This window comes from Actinoalloteichus spitiensis RMV-1378, assembly GCF_000239155.1.
In the GTDB taxonomy this organism is placed as follows: domain Bacteria; phylum Actinomycetota; class Actinomycetes; order Mycobacteriales; family Pseudonocardiaceae; genus Actinoalloteichus_B; species Actinoalloteichus_B spitiensis.
Genome location: NZ_AGVX02000756.1, coordinates 1 through 1,828, shown reverse-complemented (window position 1 = coordinate 1,828; position 1,828 = coordinate 1). Strand labels below are relative to the sequence as shown.

2 protein-coding genes are annotated in these 1,828 nt (G+C 74.2%); one reads left to right on the top strand and one right to left on the bottom strand.

Translation table 11 applies throughout. The features are described 5' to 3' along the window. Window positions 1-41: 41 nt before the first annotated feature. Window positions 42-887: a peptidylprolyl isomerase gene (locus ACTIDRAF_RS0224890; protein WP_016701376.1), complete on the bottom strand. Its 846-nt coding sequence runs from the start codon at window positions 885-887 to the stop codon at window positions 42-44. A gap of 556 nt (window positions 888-1,443) precedes the next feature. Here ACTIDRAF_RS0224890 and ACTIDRAF_RS0224885 point away from each other — a divergent pair. Beyond that, window positions 1,444-1,828: MBL fold metallo-hydrolase (locus ACTIDRAF_RS0224885; RefSeq protein ID WP_016701375.1), on the top strand; the 385-nt coding region annotated here is incomplete at its 3' end.

The window sequence follows — 1,828 nt, the reverse complement described above, 5'->3', positions numbered from 1 at the left end:
CGCGGCGGCCGGGCCTCGGGAGGTCAGCTCGGCGCGCGGCCTCAGCTCGCGACGGTGACGGTCTCGATGGTCACCTCGGTGTTGGGGGCACCGCCGCCCGCCTGCGCCTCCATGGAGCCGTCGTGGCCGGCGGCCGCGATCTCGTCGACGACCTCCAGACCGGCGTCCTCGATCGAGCCGAAGACGGTGTACTGCGGGCCGAGGGCGTTGGAGTCGCCGTAGACCATGAAGAACTGGCTACCGCCGCTGTTCGGCGCGCCCGAGTTGGCCATCGCCAGCGTGCCGCGCGGGTAGGTCTGCTCGGGGTCGATCTCGTCCGGGACGTTGTACCCCGGGCCGCCCATGCCCGTGCCGCTCGGGTCGCCGCACTGGAGGACCTCCAGGGCGTCGGTGCTGTCCACCAACCGGTGGCAGGGGGAGGCGTCGAAGTAGCCGCTCTCGGCGAGGTGCAGGAAGCTCTGCACCGTGCAGGGGGCCTGCTCGCGGTCCAGGGTCAGCGGGATCTCGCCCTCGTTCGTGCCCAGGGTCACCGAGACGGTGCCCTCCGAGGGCGTCGGGTCCGGGTCCTCCGGCATGCCGACCTCGGGCAGTCCGTCGACCGGCGGCTGCTCGGCCTCGATGTAGGCGCAGGGGCCCTCCGTGGTCACCGCCTCGGGCATCTCGGGTTCGCCGCTGGCGGCGGTGTCGGTGGCGTCCGACGCGGTCTGCTCGTCGTCACCGCCGCCCATCGTGGCCAGGAAGTACACCAGACCGACGACCAGCACGGTTCCCAGCACGGTGGCGCTCACGCCGATCGTGCGGCGGCGCTTGGCCCGTTGTGCCCGGCGTTCCAGCTGGCGCTCCAGCTTGCGTTTGGCTGCCTGGCGGCGTTGCTCGTTGCTCGGCACCTCGCTCCCTCCCAGGGATCGACACGGCGGTGGCAGCCGGTGAGTCTATGTCGAGAAGCCGTACGAGCGTAGTGAGAGGTTCGCCCCTGGTGCGGACGGGGCAGCCGACTCCGACCCGTGGCGGGGGAGCCGGGGCCGGTGACGAGGGAGTGGACGACCACGCCAGAGCCCGGAGCGGGCGCTGCGCTTCGGAGGGGCGCACGGTCCCGCCCGGTCGAGAACCCCGCCCCGCCGGCCGGGGCGACGTCCGGTGCCCCGCGCCCCGGACCGGCCCGTCGGCAGCGGTGGGGTGGTGGCCCGGTTCGCCACGGCACCGCCGGGAGCGGGCAGGACGAGCCGCCCCTTCCCGGGCCGCCGTGGTGCGGGCACGGTCGCGCTCGCGGCTCGGGGCGCGGTGCGAACCGTCGTCGGGGCGGCGGGACGAGAGACGCCAACCGAGGTGGCCGCACCGGTTGGCTAGGCTGTGACGGGTCGCCCAGCGCCGCCCGGCACTCACACGGCGTGCCGAACCGTCACGCGACGCGACCACGGACACCACCCCGCTGGAGGTTCTCGCGTGCTCGTCGTCGGCTTCCCGGCCGGTCCGCTCCAGGCCAACTGCTACCTGCTGGCACCGGCGGAGGGCGCGGGCTGCGTCATCGTCGACCCCGGTCAGGAGGTCGGTGAGCCGTTGGCCGAAAGGCTGCGCACCCACCGGCTGACCCCGCTGGCGGTGCTGCTCACCCACGGGCACTTCGACCACTCCTACTCCGCCGCCCCGATCTGCGAGGAGTACGGGGTGCCGGTCTGGGTCCACCCCGAGGACCGGCCGATGCTGGCCGACCCGCTGCGCGGACTCGGTCCGGACGTCGCCGCGCTGCTGGGCGGGCGACTGGAGATGAGGGAGCCGGCGGAGGTCCGGGAGCTCGCGGACGGCGCCACCCTCGACTTCGGCGACCTGT